Source organism: Vibrio glycogenivorans (genome assembly GCF_051660965.1).
Lineage (GTDB): Bacteria > Pseudomonadota > Gammaproteobacteria > Enterobacterales > Vibrionaceae > Vibrio.
Genome location: NZ_JBPVIS010000006.1, coordinates 49,096 through 66,409 on the forward strand (window position 1 = coordinate 49,096; position 17,314 = coordinate 66,409).

A 17,314-nucleotide genomic window follows, 5' to 3' on the forward strand; every position below is an offset into this window, starting at 1 on the left:
TGCTGTTAGGCACAGGGTTATTGGTAGATGTTGCCATCAACAGCGTTGCTAAGTTCGTGCCAGTTTGTTGCTTGCTCCCCAGCGCTCTCAGCGAACTCCGCAAACTGTGGGTAGGCTTGAACCAGGTCGGTACGCTCGGTTGGCCAGTGCCACTCTTCAGTGATAAGCAGTGCCCATGGTAGGTTTTCAGCGGTCTTAAAGTAAGTACCTTCATCCGGTGAGCTCGCATCCACACCTAGGTTCCATAGAGCGTCTTGGTTGAACTTTTCCGTTGGCGCGTAATCGGGTAGGTGCACTTCCCACTGACGACCTGGGTGCAATGGTAGCCCTTCACCGTGGTAGTAACCCGGGGTTGCAAAGATGAATGGGTCGTATGGCATCCCTAGCATGTTAGAAGTGTCAGTGCCTTGGTCGATGGATACATGCAACTCAAACATAAACAGCTCGTCTTCTTTACAATCTAGTTGGGTACGGTGATAAGCACAGTTACCGGTTTTCAGCGCGGTTAGATTAGGTGAAACGATAAAGATAGCCTCGTTGCTGTCGAGCTCAAGGCCACTGTCATCAAGCTGCACGTCATTGTGGAACTGACGAGTCTTGTCTTGGTCGATTTCGTCGCGCTGAATTCCCTGTAATCTCACCGCAAAGCCGTTTTTGTAGTCTGCACCGGTTGCGCCAAGGCGTCCTTTGATATACGCACGCTCCACATTGCCATCACGCAGGATTTCAGTAATGCGGTAGTGCATCACGACATCGTTCATATCGTAGTCAGCGGTGTAAGGCCAGTTATCTTCATAGGCGAGGGTGGCGTAGCCGTTCTCATTCGGGAAGTGGCGCACAGTAATGCCTTCTGCTGTGACGGTGACTGGGTGGTCTTCGACTTCACCTGAGGTGGCGCCGCCGAAGTAGTCTAGACCCTCTTGTTGACTAAAGCGGAAGCGGCTCCAAGTCATACCCGGCTCAGCGTTGTAATCGACGTTAAACACAATTGACTGTTCACCTGCGTCAATGAATTGATCTTGAATCACGTGCTCGCCTTCATCGTCAAAGTCGCCATCTTGATTCCAGTCAAACCAGGCAGTGAGGTAGCCTGAGCTCGAGGCATTCACGCGGATAATCGAATCTAGGCCTGGCTCGACAGCGGTGACAAAGTTAATACCATCCTCGTCATCAATGCCAACAGTGTCATCACTGAGCGGCGCAATCAGGCCATCTTGCTCACCATCAGGGGCTTGTGTGCCAAGATAGGTGCCATCAATCTGGTGACGTGGACCATTGTTGTTCAGCGTGGTTAGATAGCTGTCTGGCGCATCACCAAAATCGATGGTGGAGTCTTCATCAATCAATGGCGCATTGGCACAGCGCGCGCCGTCGTTTTGACCTGAAGCAGGTCCCTCAGCAAACTTAACCGCAGTAACATTACCATTGTCGATATCGTCTTGGCTGCCTAGGTTAATGCGGAAGATAAAGCCATCGTTGTTGCGAGAAAGGTATAGGTTGCCGTTCACGTCAAAGTAGCCTGCGCCAAAGGTGCCGGTCACGCCGGTATCACCGATTAGGGTAGTGTCGCCATTGTCAGGGTCGAACTGGTAAAGCATGCCGGTTTTGTTGTCCACACCGTAAAGGTTGTCGTTACCTGGGTGGAAGGCAAAGTCAGTCAGTTGAACAGAGGCTTGCGATGAGATTTTTACTACTTCTAGGACCGCCTGTGGGTCGCTATCGAGTGGCGTTAAGTCAATCTTAAACAGCCCTTTGTTTTTGCGATACAGGTAGTAAGTTTTGTTAAATACATCACCGACATAGAAGGTGTGGTCGGTTGGCAGACCAGATGTGTTGATGTCTTCAACTTGGAAGTCTTTTCCTAAGCGAACGATTTTCTTGTTGGTGGTGTCGTAGCCATAGATATAGCGGCTATCGAAATCGAAGCCAACGCCATTGATATTAGCATCTGTCCCAGTGTCACCTTGAAGCAAAGAAGACTGACCGGTAACCAAGTTAACGCCATAAACCTGAACTGGCTTAGACTGAAACAGGTAGGCTTTGCTCGGACAGCTATCAAAAGGCGCTGCTTGAACCGTATAGGTTTGAGCCATAAGTGCTAGCCCGATGAATGATGACGCTTTACTAAGGTTAAATAGTGTTGAGTGGCTCATAACCGCTTCCTTTTGGTAATTAGATTTAATTGTTGACATACCTAGGTAATGCGATTGCCGTGCCAACTTTTAAGTGTTTGTTTTTATTGGCTTTACGTATAAAACCAATTGCATTTCAAATTTGATTCTCAATCTGACTAATAGAAACAAACGCTAACCCCCAAATTTCTGTCAGATTGAGAATCCCCCCAAACAACAAACCAAAAAAAAGAAAACGAGAACTCAGACAAACCCAGAAGTTGTTCGCAGCATTAACAACAAGTCCCACAACACTCGCCCCCCAAACCTGGCTTTTACTCGCTCCTCGGAACGAAGTGTAACCCGAACCCCGAACCTGTCTTTTCCTCGCCTCTCGCAGCGCAGCGATCCCGCCTCTCGCCTCTCCCTAAAGGGGGCGGAAAAAGAAAAAAGCCCAAGCAAGCTTGGGCAAAATGGAAATATCGGAGTTATTGACGTTGTCTTTGATTTATTGGCCACGCCCGTCAACCATAACGGCCACCGTGCGGAACATGATAGATAAGTCAGTTTTTAGCCAGTTCGATAGGCTGCTGTGTGATAATGCATAACTGTGGTCGTAACCGACTTTAGAGCGGACATCTTCAATACAGGTGTCATAACCTTGGTTTACCTGGGCGAGACCCGTGATGCCAGGTAAAACGCCGTAGGTACGGTCGGCAAAGAAAGGGATCTCTTTTTCCAAGATAGTGTAGAAGGCCGGGCGCTCTGGGCGAGGGCCAATCAGTGACATATCACCGCGGATCACGTTAAACAGTTGTGGTAGTTCGTCAAGGCGCGTTTTGCGTAGGAAGCGTCCTACAGGCGTAATACGCGGATCGTTTTCGGTAGCCCATGCAGCACCTGAGCGCGCTTCCGCGTCTTGGTACATGGTGCGAAATTTGATAATGCTAAACAACACCATATGATCAGGTGTCGATTTACCCACGCGAGTTTGAGTGTAGAACACCGAACCTTTGGAAGTGGTCACAATCGCCAAGGCAATCAGTGGAAATAGCGGTAGGAAAATTGCCAGGCAGACTAATGAGATGCTAAGGTCAAAGGCGCGTTTGCTTAGGCTGACTGCTGGGCTAGTGTTGGCTAGAGTGTACATAATCAAATCCTTGTTGAGCGTTAAATTGGGTTATTAAGCTTGGCGTTTAGCAAACAGGTAGCGAAGACCACCTATCAGGTTTGCGGTATGACCCATCAATACATAGTGGATCAGCTGACAGATTTTAATCTTGTTGATCGCAGGTACCAGCGCGCTAGCAATGCCGACCAAGTAGATAAATAGTTGTATGCAAGTAAGAAGCCAAAAAATCGGCATCGAACTTAATAAAGCGCTGCTGACCAGTGCCGTCAGCATCAAATATGGGGTCATCAGGCGCAAACCCTTGCCAGAAAAGAAAGCAAATGCGGTGCGCTTGAAGCGTGGGTGAAGGAGTTTTGCCAGCACCATTATCTGCTGCATGTTACCCGCTGAGATGCGTAGTCTACGGGCAAAATCATCGTCTAGGTTGGTTGGCTCCATTTCGGTGGCAATCACGTTGTTGTCATACACAGATTGAAATCCCTGGCTGACAATCTCCATCGGGATAATGAAATCATCGTTGATGATGCTCGAGCCCAGTGGGGTGAATAGCTCAGTGCGGAAAATGTAGAAAGCGCCGTGTGCACCTATGGCCGTCGCCATCTTGGCTTCCGCAAATTTCATGTCACATTGATACTGCCAGTATTTTTCTTCACCGACTGAGCCAGATTGGTAGAGAATGTACTGGCCGTTCACCACGCCCACCTCTGGGTTCTCAAAATGACGCTCAGCAATCAACAGGGCATCGATAGAGGTAATTGCAGACACATCACTGAACGTGGTGAGATCGGTTTTTACCTCTTTCATGGCGGCGTTTAGCACTGCAACTTTACCGCGGTTTTGCTGACAATCGTGGATAACAAACAAGGTATCTGCACAGGTCGCCTCTTGAATGGTCTCTTGGGCGATTGCCACGGTATTATCCGTACACCCGTCACAGTAGATCTCAACTCTTAGCTTGTCTCGTGGGTAATCCAGCATGGCAAGATTACGAATTTTCTGAGCTATCCATTGTTCTTCGTTGTAAGCAGGTACAATCACGGTAATAGAGGGTCTGAAGTGATCATTATGGCTAAAACTAAAGCGACGCTCATTGCCCTTCTTAATCTGTCTTGCGCGGTATTTGCTGTAGAGTTGTAGGAGCAGGGGGTAGCCCACATGGTGGTAGGCGATAAGCAAAAAGCTAATACAAAAGGTTGCAAAGCATATCCATTGCCATGTACTCATGCGACTTCTCCTTCACGAGTTAGAACATCATATTGGGCCACCATGTGGCGAATATCGTTGTTGGCAATTACATGGTCACGTGGTGACTGCAGAGTTAAGCCAACGGCTTTTTGCTCAAGGCCCTGTGCAAGAGCCATAATACGATTGGGCTTAACCAGAGCCCCGGTGTAAGGGCACAAAGTCTCACCTGATGAGCCGACATCCGTTACAACCGTGTGGATTCCGCAAGCTTGCGCTTCCAGTGCCGTAAGAGGGTAACCCTCATGGCGGGAAGGAAGGCAGAACACATCTAATGCTTGATAAAAGCGCGCCATGTTGTCTATTCGACCCAGCAGGCGGACGCGATCTTCAAGGTGGAGTTTAGTGATCAGCTTGGCAAGCTCCTCTCGCTGACTACCATCACCAGCAATCACAAGTTTGATATGACTAGGTACATAACGCATCGCTTTGATCAGTAGGTCGTGGCCCTTAACGGACTCTAGTCGCCCGGCGCTGCCGATGACGATATCATGGGCATCAATCGCAAAATCCAAGCGGGCAGATACTTTAGGCCCTGGTTTAAAGCGAGTGACATCAATGCCATTGGGGATACAGCTGAGTTTTGGGTACTGGAATAGTTTATCGAGCTGCTCACCGACACGGAATGCATCCGCGACAAGCTGTGGTTGAACATGTTTAAGCAGCATGGACTGCATCAGTTGGCTCTTGCGCTTACTCAGGTGCCACACATCATGCTCAGTGTGCAAACGAACTGGCACCTTAGCATGCTTAGCCGCGGTTCCGCCGTACAGTAGAGGACCAATGTGGTGAGTGTGTACCACATCTACCTTCATCGCGCGAAACAATCTCAATAGATCGTGGTAGACATGGCCTTGAAACCCAGGGGCTTTGTTGAGAAAAACCAAGTTGTCTTTATGCGCAGCAAGCTTTGGCCAATTAGCGATTGCCTGATGTTTGGTGCCTTCGATACTGACCACATAAACCTCGGTGCCCGGTTGAGCAAAGGTCATAAAATCCAGCACTAGGCTTTCAAGACCGCCAGGGGCAAGATGCTGTACAACGTGAATGATAATTTTATTGTTAGAAGTCTTCATGGCTGATCCCTTGCAGAGCATTTGATTTAGAGAGTTACTCTTACAATGCAGGGGACGTGCCAATTTATAAGTGTTTGTTTAGTATAAGAAATTAATCTTAGGCTAATGATTTCTCATATTGAGAATGAATCTGACTCTATGGCTGATTAAAGTTGGGTAAGGTCGCGATCACAGGGATACTGGTGTGTTTACGAATGTCTGCTGGATTACGAATCGTCGAATCAAACAGCTCAAAGATAACTGCGATGCCGATGCCGAGCGCAAGTCCACCAAAAATACCAGCGATGACAAAAACAATAGTCGGAAGGTTAGACGGGCGACTTGGTGTGTAGGGTAAGTCAATGATCTTGACTCGTTTGTCTTGCTCAAACTCACCCAGCGAGCCGGTAAGCTCTGCCATTTCATACCGTTGTAGCAACTCTTCATACAGATCACGCTTGAGCTCAACATCACGTTGTAGGCGGTAGAACTGCTTTACGTTGTCGCCATAGCTAAGAGTTTGCTGCTCAAGCTCATTGATCATGTCGCGCATCCGTGCCGTCTCTTCCTTAAGTGCCTCGTAGCGCCCTCGAACCTGTTGTAGGCTTTGCAGTTGACTCATTAACAAGGGCTGCATAGTACTATTGGTTTGAAATTTTTGACTGCTCGCCATATCCCATAGCTGATCAGTATTGAGGTTTGGTTGCTGTGATGTGAGTAGCGCTTCGCGCTCCTGCTCTAAACGAGCGAGTTGGCGCAGCTTGGCCTGCACGGAGCTGTGGCTGTCGGTGTATTTGGCTTGGAGCAGGGTGAGCTCACTGCGCGTTTCAATGATCTGCTCTTCGATTCGACCAACCACGGGGTTGGTCTGTGAGAGTTGCTGGTCGAGTGAACCAAGGCTGCTTTCGACGCCATAAAGCTCGGCTTCTTTTTCGGCTAGGCTCTGCTGCAACGAGGCGAGACGAGCAAAGCTTTGTGACTGAAGCTCTGGGGTTAGTGCATTGTTTTGGTTGGTGTAATCAGCCAGACGCTGCTCAGCGGCTTGCAGCTCAGCAAAGCGCTTGTCCATATGCTGGGCGAGAAACGAGCTAGAGTCACGAATGGAGGAACGCTCTGGCGCCAGGATCTGCTCGATAAAATGGTCACTGACCGACTCGAGCATCTCTTTCATCCCGTCTGGCGTTGAGGCGGTGTATTGGATCTTGAGTAGGTCCTTGCCCATTTGCGACACCGTTAGGTTGGCTGCAATTTTGCCAATAATGTAGTCTTTCTCTGCGTCACTGGTTTGCGCATTGATCAGGTTGCGCTCAGTGGCCACTAGTGTCAGTACGTGACGACTTTTGAGCAGGGTCTTCACCGCATTGAGTCGATCATTGAGCATGGTCTCAACGGCGATGTCCTCCAAAAATGGATTCATCTTGGCGGTTTCTTGGATCAGCATACTGGTGTGAGAGACATACTGTGTCGCCGCCAGTTTTGACACGCCAACGGCTGCGAACGGTAAGACTAACATTGGGATCAATATGACCCAACGGCGACGCCATGCTGCGAGGATGATACAGGTCAGTCTTACTTTTAAATCGCTCATAATAACTCCAGTAACCAATCAACGAACATCGCTCGTGATGCCCAGCTTTCCTGCTGGATAGATTCGGGACGAGTTGCTACCAGTTCCGAATGTTGTTGTAGCGCATTAATCAACTCTTGTGTGCTAGTGACCTGATTCAGTTGGCCTTGATAGGGCCTCGCCGCTGGAAAAGGGGTGTGTATCACTGGCTTACCCGTTGCAATATACTCTAGCAATTTTAGCGGACTGCAAGCTTGGATTTGCTTATTATTTTTGAACGGCAGCAGGCTCACCTCCCAATGTTGACTGTACCGTGGTAATTCTGCGTGTGGTTTTGCGCCGAGTAGATGGATATTGGGCAAATTTTCAAGCTTTGGCTGCTTAAGCTCATTTTTACCAATGAATACAAAATTCCAGTCAGGCAGCGCCCTAGCTGCCGCGTTGATCATATCGTAGTCGAGCCACTCCGATAGGCTGCCGTAAAAACCGGCTATCGGCTTGCCTTGTGGCAAATCATCGGCGCGTGGTACAGGCGTAGCGAAGCGCTGATAATCGACACCGTGGCGCAAGACATGGGTCTTGTGATGGGGGAATTTGTTGGCAATATTTTGACTGGCAGCCAAGACGATATCGGCCTTAGTCACCATGGTTTGTTCGTGCTCCGCAATGGTCGTATGATCAACACCGGCCAAGGCCTCAAAGTCGTCACCGCAATAATACACCACTGCTCGTTCACCTAACTCGCCGGCCAGATCGGCGGCAGTGGGCAGGGATGACCATAGGATTGGGTCTTTAAACCCATGTTTTGCCATTAGAGGCTTAAGCTGCGCCACCATCATATTTTTCGCTACTGAGCGCTCCCAGGGACGGCTTGGTGCTGGGATAGTGCGCAAATTAACGACATGAATATTACTCGGTGTTTTCGCTTGCTCCTGGCCGTGGAAATCTCGCTTGCCACGTCCTGCAAGTTTCTGTACCACCCGCTTTGCGTCATTGGTGGTCATGCGCGGCTTTCTCAGCCCAATTGAGTTCACCCACAGTATCTTACGCTCAGGATTAAGATTAGAAATCAAATGTTGAGTGCTGGATGGAAGACCGGCAAAGTCCTCACCGAAAACGATAAGATCACGCATGGTCCACCTCCAATGTTTGCTCAGGCGCTGCCTTGTCTAGGGTCTTGATCACTTTAGCGGGCACGCCAGCGGCGATAACATAATCAGGAATATCTTCGGTTACCACACTACCCGCCGCAATGATGGCACCCTCACCAATAGTAACCCCGGCTTTAACGATCACGTTGGTTGCCAGCCAACAGTCTTTCTTAAGTATAATCCTACCCACTTGTTCTAAATCATCGGGAGCTCCGGCAGCGCGTCGCTGCGCATCGAGTGGATGACCGGAATAACCGAATAGATTGGCTTTGCCCGCAATGCGGACATTGTCTTCAATGATGACCTCAGTTCCCACGGCGATGGTGGTTTGCCAGCCAATTCCCACATTGTGGCCAATACTTAGGCGCGGATTTGGGGTGTGGCTGCTGGCCGAAAATGTGGTTTGCCCCGAGATACGGCAGTCATTGCCTACGTCGATGTTTAATGGTCCGGAGATAAACGGCAGGCCTGCGTAAAGATAGAGGCGATCACCACAGGCGTTACAGCGACCGCGAAAGGCTGGTGTTTGCACTAAGATGCGAGTGAGGTTACTCCATGTATCACGGCTAAGTGTGTAGCTGGTATAGAGCAGTTTGTTGACTAGGCGTGGGTAGCGTAAATCACACACGCGGATGCGCTTGGCGACAACAAATAGTCGTTTGGCCACAGGGCTGTCGCTGTTTTTTAGCCAACGTTTGAGTTGCATGGTCGGGGCATTCATCATGGTGACGTCCTCTTGTAATCGAAATTTGCTAATTAGCTTGTGTCAGATTGAGAAGCCAATTGCGCTGAGTTATCAAGAGTGTTTCATATAACGTGCCAAAAAATTAAGCCAATAAAAACAGCTAGTTAATATGACGAGGATTATCCTTCTCAATTTGAGAATCGTTTTGAACAATCGTCGAGATGCAAATGATCAATGCAGCTAGGATATAAATTGGCCAGACAAAGCCTTGAGTGAGGAAAGTCCCCGAGACCACGGTGCCCATCAGACCCGCCAACACAGCTTTGGATGCCGAAACCAAGTAGGGAGGTGGAGATTGGCTGGCATTGAGGATATCCAAAGAGCGCTTTGCGGTGCGAGCGAGCGAGACAATCATCGCAATAAAGACAGCCAGTCCAAGCATGCCAGTTTCACCCAGCACGCCAAACCAAGTACTGTGAACCGCGTGAGGTAATCCATCCCAATGAGAGCTGTAGTAGTAATAGTTTGAATAAAAGTTATTCAAACCCACTCCGGTAAGTGGGTTGACCACAGACATACGCGCAGCCGCCTCCCAAGCATACAAACGGCCCATGGCTGAAGCATCGATACCTTCTTCTGCGGCGCCGCCTGAGGCGCGATCTGAAATTCCCGCGACCGCATAGAGAAAGGCCATGCCACAGATGCCGATAGAGATGAGCAGGAGCTTAGATTTAATCGCCTGCTGCATAAAGATGCCATACACGGTGAGCATGCCGAGCAGTCCCCCACGGCTTTGAGTTTCGATGATGGACAGTGACAGCGCGGCGGCAACAATAAACCCAAAGGTGCGTGGCAGCCAGCCAAGTTGAGGGTTAAACAAAAAACTGACTGAAAAGGCCAGGGGGAACAGCAATACTAGGGCGAGATCATTGGGGTCGCCAAGCATGGAGCCAATTGCGCGTCCTATCGTGACGCGTGAGCCTTCCACTAGACCAATCCCGGCTTGAGCATTATAGAGTGCGACACTGGCCACCAGCAGACCCGACCAAACAATCAACCAGCAAGTTTGGGTCAACTGCTGCTTATTATTAACAATCCAGATGATGGCCAGAGTCATGATGATGATCTTCCAGTACACCGATTTGTAAGAACTGATTGCAATCCCCCGGTTAGAGGCGAATAACAGCCCAATGGTGACCAGTGCCCAGAAGAGCACCAGCCATTTCATCGAAGGGTGCCAATACAGGTCCAGTGTTCTACTTATAAACACATGCCAGCACAGAGAGGCTAGTGCCCCCAGTGAGAGCAATAGCGGCAGTTTGAGCGGCATAAGTTGTGGGATGACCTCATGAATACGGAAAAACGAGAACACCACAAACAGGATCACAAACCAAAACAGCTGGCGTATCACCACCAAAATCGCCAGTGGTAGCGCACAAAGCACGACCACTAAAGCCGGGTGGGGAATAAGTACCCACAATGCCGCAATCAACACGGCAAATAAACCGGTTAGTATTGGGGCAGGTGTGAGCAGCGAGTGTTTCATAGCGGCTTTCCGCTATCGATAACCTCTTTTTGCTCGCGACTGAGGCGCTTACTCACTAACCAGTTACCAGGGGCACTCGTCAATTGTTTGAACAAGTCTGGCATTCGTTTGAATAAGTCTGGCATAGTGATTGAGGCCAACACGACGCTGTAGACAAGCCAGATAAGCAAATGAAACTGCAGCAAGTTTGTCTGATGTAGCGAGATCAATCCGCATAGGGTGAGCGTTACCATAAGACAGATTTTGCCAGTGTTGTATGGTAAGCGATAGCTACGTTGGCTGGCGATATATAGGGTTGCCGCGCGCAGGGTTTGCGCTATGCCGATAATGACCATGACCGCCCATACGCCATATTGATAAGTCAAGGAAACGCACCCCAATGCCAAGGTACAGGTCGTAAGGTTAATGTAAAACAGGGTTGAAGAGCGCTTGTGCTTGAGCAGCCCTAGATTGACCAATTCACACAGCTCCTTGCCTAACACCATGAAGATAGCGCCAGTGAGTAGCTCCGCGGCTTGTGAATAGCTTTGAGTCAGGATCAAATCGAGCGTCCAGCGACCAAAGACCACCACGGAGATGGCGAGAAAGCAGATGTAGGCGATTCCCCGTTCAGTGATGGCTGCTGTGCGCTGAGTTGATTGTTCCAGCATGGCAAAGCGTTTGGGCAGCCACCACATCCCAAAGGGTTGGACTAGGATGCACATCGCCAAGGCAAACTTGGCGGCAATCGCGTATTGACCGAGTACGGCAAAAGAGTCTCCCTCAAGGATAAACCAACGCTCTGCACCGTTGAGACCAAATGCACACAAACCAGAAAGCATAATGGGCGAAGAATAACGAATCGACTGACGGATAAACTCCCTGTTTGGTACGCGCAGGCGCAAGCGACTGGTTTGCACAACCCATATGAGCTGAAGTATGTGAGCAACGAAGCTAGATAGCAGAACACCCTCGATATCGAAACCGAATTCAAGTGAAGTGATCACCATTATGACTTGCAATGTGCTTGTCACGATGCAAATCATACTGAAGGTTTTGGCACGATTTTGCATTCGCAGCCAAGCCAGCGCCATTGCCAGTGCCCCCTCGATCCCCAGTGAGCCGAATAAAATCAAAAATGGGCGCTTGTCTATTTGCCACTCACTGGGCCAGCTGAACTGCCAGATAGCGGTAACCATGACCAAGGTTGCCGAAAAAGAAAGAACTAAGGTAAGTGTAAACAGATAGTTGGCGATCTGTCTTTGCTGTTTGCCCTTCGCCTCACCAGCGAATCGATACAGGGCCTCATGCAAAGCTAGTGAGAACAAGATACCTAACAGCGCCCCGGTTACGGCTAATATTTCCAGCTGACCTAGCTGCTCAGGTGATAGGTAGCGGGTGATGATCGGCAGCATTAACAGCGATAACCCCTTCATAAAAAACAGGGCAATTGCATAGCTGAGCATATCTCCCGCTTGAGAGCTGAGTAGGGCTCTGCATTTACTTACCACACTGGCGCTGCTGATCATGATAATTCTCCGGTTGCTTTGGTCGGTATCGAGTTTGGAGGTTGCTCTAAGGCGCAGGCAATAGCGCGATAGGTCACCTCTGCACGATACTCCTCTGCAATTTTCTGACCATTAATGCCAATATTTTTGTAGTGTTTAAGGTTGTCGCAGATATGAGTCAGTGTTCGGTTGAGATCGTTGACATCTCCAGTTTGGTATTTTAAGCAAGAGTGCTCATGCTGCAGGTGACGATCCCAGTAGGCGCCGTCGGCAGGGATCACAACAATCAAGCCAGCGGCCATCGCCTCGAGGGTAGACAGGCCGAAGGGCTCTTGCTGGCTGGTAGAGACGTAGATATTGGCTAGCGCGCGCAAATCATCAAGGTTGTTGGGCGATTCATGCCAATGACAGTTTGGCAGGCTCACAGGCGCTTTGGTGATCTCTGCCGTGGTTTTTTGTGGACGGATATAGCAGATAGTGCTGCTCAGCTGTTGGTTAAGTTGATTGGATTTGAGGGTATCAATCAAAAGGTCTAGCCCTTTCCACTTTAGCAGTGATGCCGCCCAGAATAGGTGGGGAGAGTCAAAGGCACTGGGCTTGACCTGCTGTGGCCACAGATACCCGGGTAGTCCATTGACAAAGGGCTCGAAGTGCTCCGGTAAGGTTTGATGGTCAAAAAGGGCTTGCAGGCTCTGTTGGGCAGAGTCGAGATAGAAGGTCTTATGACCTTGAGCAACGCACCAGCGTGAGACCCGACTGGCACCAACCGAACCATGAACTAACTGCACAGCGCTCAGTCCGGTCAGGTGCGCAAACACATAACCGGCAAAGTCGACGCCAGGGCCCGATGCCAAAAGCAGCTTATCGGGCTTACTGATATTGCACAACGCCACGCAGAGCGTATAAGCCATCAGCCAAAGCAGTAAGTACATCTGCTTTAACCAATAGCCTTTGCCTTGTGTTTGGTTTGCCAGCCTGGCCGGGATAATAAGTTGCTGAATAAAAATATTTTTAGCTTGGCTCACACGCCAGCTTTCAGCACTGGCTGACAGCACATGATAATGGATATCGGGTCGCGTTTGCTCCATCGCGTGCCGAGTCGCCACTTTGGAGCCTCCGTGGAATGGGATTGGATCAAATACGATCACGTGGCGTGTCTTAGCATTTTTCATATCGAGATCCTTGGATAAAAAAGCGCGGTAACCAGTGTTTTTGCACCACGGTTTTTAATGGTTTCAACCATAGAAAGGCGAGCGATAGTAATGGGCGGCGTTCCAGTGGAGCGTCCAGTAACTGTTGATAGACATGCTCAATTTGCGCAATGTTCTTTTCGATAGAGAAATGCTGTTTGGCATGTTTTCGTGCACGGATCGCCAAACGCAGAGCGTATACAGGGTTGTTCGATAAGCAGCTCACGTGTTGACAGATTTTCTCAACCGCTTGCTGATCGTTTGGATAGAGAAGTCCAGTTTGCTGATGCTCGATAACCTCGACTATCCCGCCAGTCGATGGAGCGATGATCGGCAATTTCGCTAGCGCGGCCTCCACAAGCACCAAGCCAAAGGCTTCACAGCGAGCACCACTGATAAAGATATCGACCCCCGAGTGCAGCCAACGTGGAACATCATTTTGCTCGCCGACCAAATGCACCAGGTGCTCAACGTTTGCAGCGCGCGCAAATGCAAGAAGATTATTCCTTTCAGGGCCCTCACCGATGATAACCAGGTGATGTGAGTGTCCCTGTTGATTCAGGGTGCTGATTGCCGTTATTAATCTATCGAATCCTTTGCGAGCAATGAGTGAGCCTACACTAAGCAGTACCTTTGCCTCGGGCTCTAAGCCTAAGTGGACGCGAATATCCATGCTGGAAATGCCCAGCAAGTCGGGGTCGGTGACACCATTGTGGATAATACGCATTCGCTGCGGACTGTAGCCTTCATCAAGCAAGGGTTTGGCAGCGGCCTGACTGACGCAAAGCGTCGTGGGCACCGCGTGCAGTCCCAGTGTCAACCGATCATGTAAGGGGTAAGGGCAGTGCAAATGGGCAAGGATTGGCGTTTGGCTCTGGTGGGCGGCTAACGTCATCCATAGGCAGGGGGCCCCGCTAGAAACATGAATTAAATCAATGTTATGTTCTGAGATAAGCGCTCGTCCTCGCTGGTACAGTTTGTGAGCAGCGCGAAGGTCTAGTTTGCGTTTTGTGGGGTAGAGAGAGCATAGGGTTGGAAAGGGAGTGCACTCAATATGGATGCCTTTGCTTGCGACCTGCTGGGCGAGAGATGGGTTATTTGTCCACAAAAATGGCACGTAGCGCGCATCTAGGCCATTTAGCAACTCAATCAGCATGACTTCGCTGCCACGAATCCAGTCATCTCCGTAATGAACAATCAATATATTGACCCTGTTTTTCATGCTAATCCCAATCGTGTTGTTGTCTCGTTCCAAGGCAATTCCAAGTTTTACCCTTGAGGAGTGCTGATTTATAAAGTGTTTTCATTGCGCGCCCCTGTATGCAAAATCTCCCCTCCTAGTTCTGCAAGCTAAATGCCAGATATTTAATCAATAATCCATTGCATATCAGCACTAGCACCCAAGTAATCCGAGTCAAGGCAAGTGGATAAGTTGAGACCAGTTGGTTTTCGCGTCAGTTTTCTCATTTTGAGAAGCAAACTGCTCGATACATCCAGCGTGTTGCCAACCTGAATCCCATAACCGATAGCAGCAAAATGCAGGGGCCAAGTGCTTCCTAACGATGGATCGGTTGACTGGACGCATCAAGCGAATAAAGGGCCATGACTTGCGGGATCACCGCTTGGGCAGAAAACTGCGCCTTAACTGTCTCGCGTGCTTTGTCCTTCAATGATTGCTGGCGAGCAGGGGAGGTTGCGAGCCAGTTTGCGATAAGGGTGGGGAATTGCTCACTATCTTGGACAATCCAGCCATTTTGCTCATGCTCAATCAGGCGATCAATGGCTCCTACCTGTGTACTGATCACTGGAATGCCTCGCGCCATTGCCTCGATAGCCGTCATCGGCAACCCTTCAAAACGAGAAGTGATCAGCAGTAAGCCTACCTGCTTCCACACCGCGGACATATCTGCTTGAAAACCATGAAAGTGGCAATTGGGTGACGCGTGCTGTTCGAGTTGTTCACGCATCGGGCCATCACCATAAATCTCGAACGACAAGTCAGGCGTCTGCTTGGCGATTTGCAGCAAGATATCGGGCCCTTTTTCATGGCTGAGTCGACCGACAAACGCAATTTGTTTCCCGCTTGACGCTGGGATCGTCTCGGTGGTAATGAAATTGTTGAGGACCACACTCGGGCTAGGAAGTTTATCCGCAACACCCTGACTGACCGAAATCACGCGAGATGAGAGAAAAGCCGTGTACCTATCCAATGAATCATAGAGTCGCACGCGACCCTTGGGCGTTTCTCCCGCATGAAAGGTGGAGAGTTGCCGAGTTCTACCGCGTGCAAGCTTGCTCACCAGGCTTGCTTTATAGCCGTGAGAATGCAACACACCGGGCGAGAACCTTGTGATGGCGAGGTGAAGCTGACTCACCAACTTAACAAAGCTTTGCGTATTCGGCGCGTTGGCCAATTCACATAAGAATGAATAGGCAAGCCCAGCCGCATTCAATCGCTCGATGATGGCGGAGGGTTGGTTGAATTGGCTTAGCAGCACAACTCGGACTTTCACCCCGTGTGTGGCTAATCCACGCGCAAGTTCAACTACATGAGTTTCTATCCCGCCAAAACTTAGGCTATCGAGTAACAACCAGATCTCGTGTTTCGCTGGGGTTAAGCCGTCCGATTTACCGCGCATGATCGCCTCCTTGAGGGGTTAACCCTCTTCCGCTTCCCACTGCTGTTTCTTGCGATAGACTGTCGAAGGGCTCAGGTCGAGCAACACGGCGGCATTCAGCACGTTACCATCACAAAACTCGATGGCATTTTGGATTGTCTCGCGCTCGACCTGCCACATCGGTTTGATTGGCTGTGGCGTAGAAGGCTGCACACTAGCCTGCGCCACAGGCTCTGGAGTTGATTCACTGACGCTGTTATCGACTTCGGCAGTCTCCACTACCTCGGGTACCCTAACTGGCTGAGTGACAGGTTTTGGCTTGGCATCAGTGGGCATATTAAGTGGTGGTGGCAGGTGGGTCATTTCAACGTAATCGCCATCATTGAGCACGACGATATTGCGCATAATATTCTGTAGTTGGCGCACGTTACCGGGCCATGGATAGTTGAGCAGGTGTTTTTTCACCTCCTTAGAGAGATCTTTGAATTTCTTGCCATCTTGTTTGGCATAGAGCTTAACAAAATGCGTCGCCAGTGTGACAATGTCACCTCCTCGCTCACGAAGGGGCGGTAGCTCAATCGGAATCACGTGAACGCGATAGTACAAGTCTTCGCGAAAGCGCCCCTCGGCCACTTCTTTCAGGGGATCACGGTTGGTAGCACAGATGATCCGACAATCGACTTTGACTTCACGGGTGCCACCAAGAGGGGTGAAGGTGCCCGTTTGCAAGAAGCGCAGCAATTTCTTCTGCATCTCCAGTTCCATCTCGCACAACTCATCGAGGAACAAGGTCCCGCCATTGGCTTGCATCGCTGCGCCTTTACGATCGCTAGTGGCACCGGTGAATGCACCTTTGACGTGACCAAAAATCTCACTTTCCATCAGGTCTTTGGGAATAGCACCACAGTTTATGGCGACAAAGGGCTTGTTAGCACGAGTACTTTCACGATGGATAGCTTCAGCGGTGACTTCCTTACCCGTGCCACTCTCACCATGAACGAATACGCTAGCAGAGGTTGGGGCAGCAGACTCGATGGTCTTGTAGACAGCCTGCATCTCTAGACTTGAACCAATAAACCCATGAAAGTTAGTGCGATCAAACTCAGTCTCGAGTTTAGTGACTAAGGTTTCGAGCTTTTTACGCTTGAGATGAAGCTGCACCGAGGTTTTGAGCCTATCTGCCTGGATTGGCTTCTCAAGGAAGTCTTCTGCGCCTTTTTGGATTAGGTTGACTGCGATATCGACCGAGCCATGCGCCGTAGCAATAATCACGCTCACTGGGAATTCATTCTCGACAATCCAGTCAAGGATCTCCTCACCAGACGTGTCAGGAAGTTTGAGGTCAAGGATCACCAATTGTGGCTTTTGGTTTTCAATAAAATTCTTTGCTTCGCGTCCCGTCTCGACATGGAAAAGGTCGTAGGGCTCATCTTTAACATACTGTTTGTACAATATGGCCAGCGAGGTGGAGTCTTCAACTAATAATACTTTGGGTCTCATAACACGTCCTTGTAGATAAAGCCAAATGAC

General features: G+C 49.8%; 13 protein-coding genes. All 13 read right to left on the minus strand.

Translation table 11 applies throughout. The features are described from left to right. Positions 1-17 precede the first annotated feature (17 nt). The 13 genes from ACSTTG_RS12995 to ACSTTG_RS13055 all read right to left on the minus strand — a co-directional run bounded on the left by ACSTTG_RS12995 (position 18) and on the right by ACSTTG_RS13055 (position 17,284). Positions 18-2,153: an LruC domain-containing protein gene (locus ACSTTG_RS12995; protein ID WP_438459593.1), complete on the minus strand. Its 2,136-nt coding sequence runs from the start codon at positions 2,151-2,153 to the stop codon at positions 18-20. A 466-nt stretch (positions 2,154-2,619) separates the two neighbouring features. Continuing rightward, complete coding sequence (locus ACSTTG_RS13000; protein WP_438459592.1) at positions 2,620-3,261, minus strand: sugar transferase; 642 nt, start codon at positions 3,259-3,261, stop codon at positions 2,620-2,622. A gap of 33 nt (positions 3,262-3,294) precedes the next feature. Then, positions 3,295-4,467 (minus strand): glycosyltransferase family 2 protein, encoded by a 1,173-nt coding sequence (locus ACSTTG_RS13005; RefSeq protein WP_438459591.1) that lies wholly within the window; start codon positions 4,465-4,467, stop codon positions 3,295-3,297. Beyond that, on the minus strand, positions 4,464-5,561 hold the full coding sequence (locus ACSTTG_RS13010; RefSeq protein WP_438459590.1) for a glycosyltransferase: 1,098 nt from the start codon (positions 5,559-5,561) through the stop codon (positions 4,464-4,466). Before ACSTTG_RS13010 ends, ACSTTG_RS13005 begins: the two co-directional genes overlap by 4 nt. Before the next feature lie 136 nt (positions 5,562-5,697). Then, positions 5,698-7,128 (minus strand): GumC family protein, encoded by a 1,431-nt coding sequence (locus tag ACSTTG_RS13015; RefSeq protein ID WP_438459589.1) that lies wholly within the window; start codon positions 7,126-7,128, stop codon positions 5,698-5,700. Then, positions 7,125-8,240: a glycosyltransferase gene (locus tag ACSTTG_RS13020; RefSeq protein ID WP_438475118.1), complete on the minus strand. Its 1,116-nt coding sequence runs from the start codon at positions 8,238-8,240 to the stop codon at positions 7,125-7,127. The genes ACSTTG_RS13015 and ACSTTG_RS13020 overlap by 4 nt, the downstream gene beginning before the upstream one ends. After that, the gene (locus ACSTTG_RS13025; RefSeq protein ID WP_438475119.1) at positions 8,233-8,982 is read right to left on the minus strand and encodes an acyltransferase; all 750 of its coding nucleotides are present in this window, start codon (positions 8,980-8,982) and stop codon (positions 8,233-8,235) included. The genes ACSTTG_RS13020 and ACSTTG_RS13025 overlap by 8 nt, the downstream gene beginning before the upstream one ends. A gap of 121 nt (positions 8,983-9,103) precedes the next feature. Further along, the gene (locus ACSTTG_RS13030; RefSeq protein ID WP_438459586.1) at positions 9,104-10,489 is read right to left on the minus strand and encodes an O-antigen ligase family protein; all 1,386 of its coding nucleotides are present in this window, start codon (positions 10,487-10,489) and stop codon (positions 9,104-9,106) included. Then, positions 10,486-11,997 (minus strand): lipopolysaccharide biosynthesis protein, encoded by a 1,512-nt coding sequence (locus tag ACSTTG_RS13035; RefSeq protein ID WP_438475120.1) that lies wholly within the window; start codon positions 11,995-11,997, stop codon positions 10,486-10,488. The genes ACSTTG_RS13030 and ACSTTG_RS13035 overlap by 4 nt, the downstream gene beginning before the upstream one ends. After that, a complete protein-coding gene (locus ACSTTG_RS13040; protein ID WP_438475121.1) occupies positions 11,994-13,148 on the minus strand; it encodes a glycosyltransferase family 4 protein in 1,155 nt (384 codons plus the stop codon). Before ACSTTG_RS13040 ends, ACSTTG_RS13035 begins: the two co-directional genes overlap by 4 nt. Then, positions 13,135-14,388, minus strand: a complete 1,254-nt coding sequence (locus tag ACSTTG_RS13045; protein ID WP_438459583.1) for a glycosyltransferase — start codon at positions 14,386-14,388, stop codon at positions 13,135-13,137. The genes ACSTTG_RS13040 and ACSTTG_RS13045 overlap by 14 nt, the downstream gene beginning before the upstream one ends. 334 nt (positions 14,389-14,722) lie before the next feature. Further along, positions 14,723-15,805, minus strand: coding sequence for a glycosyltransferase family 4 protein (locus ACSTTG_RS13050; protein WP_438475122.1), 1,083 nt, complete (start codon positions 15,803-15,805; stop codon positions 14,723-14,725). A gap of 18 nt (positions 15,806-15,823) precedes the next feature. After that, entirely contained in the window at positions 15,824-17,284 is a 1,461-nt protein-coding gene (locus ACSTTG_RS13055) for a sigma-54-dependent transcriptional regulator (RefSeq protein ID WP_438459581.1), read from the minus strand. Between the last annotated feature and the right edge of the window lie 30 nt (positions 17,285-17,314).